Annotated in this window: 1 pseudogene; it reads right to left on the reverse strand. The window is 72.8% G+C overall.

Going from position 1 to position 740, the window contains the following annotated elements:
• Window positions 1-740, reverse strand: a pseudogene (locus tag AB1460_RS38000) (IS1634 family transposase); the annotation flags it as partial.

Genomic DNA, 740 nt, shown 5'->3' on the forward strand with positions numbered 1-740 from the left:
GGATGTCGGGGACGCGGGCGCCGAGGACGAACGACAGCCCCGCCGCTTCGATCGCGCGTTTGTTCGCCTCCGAGACCATGCCGGCGTCGGCCACGACGGTGACGTCGGACAGGCCGTGTTCGGCGAGGAACCCGGTCAGGACGGGCAGCATGGTGGTGGTCTCCGCCCGGTTGCCCTCGAACGCGTGCACCGTCAGGGGAACCCGGCTCCGTCGGTGAGCAGGCCGACGGTGATCTGTGGTTCCAGACGTCGTTCCTTGCTGAAGCCGGGTTCGCGGAACCCGTCGCCCTGGTCGGTCTCGAAGTGCAGCGTCGTCACGTCGTAGAGCAGCAACGTCGCCGGGCCGAGACGGACGTGGTCCGCGCAGGCGCGCGCCAACCGTGCCCGCCACGGGCCACCGGCGGGGTCGACCGGGACGGGCTGCCCGGCCTCGTCGACGTCGTCGGCGCCCGCGTAGAGACGCAGGCGGCGTTTCACCGTCCGGTAGGACGGGACGGGCGCGCCGGCCTCGTCCAGCACGCGCAGGGAATCGAGCTTGCTGGTCGGCTCGATGATCCCCGTGCGAGCACCAGCGCTCTGAAGACCTCGTCGCGGCCGGCCGCGGCGGGAAACCCCAGCGTGTCGTAGCCGCGGGCCAGCGCGTCGAGGAGGTGACCCGCTCGCGTCGAGGTGATCGGCAGCGCGGCGCCGGAGTTCGCCGGGCTGCCCGGCAGCCGAAGGTCGAGCTCGCCCTGCCCGGC

Source organism: Parafrankia sp. FMc2 (assembly GCF_041008525.1).
In the GTDB taxonomy this organism is placed as follows: Bacteria; Actinomycetota; Actinomycetes; order Frankiales; family Frankiaceae; genus Parafrankia.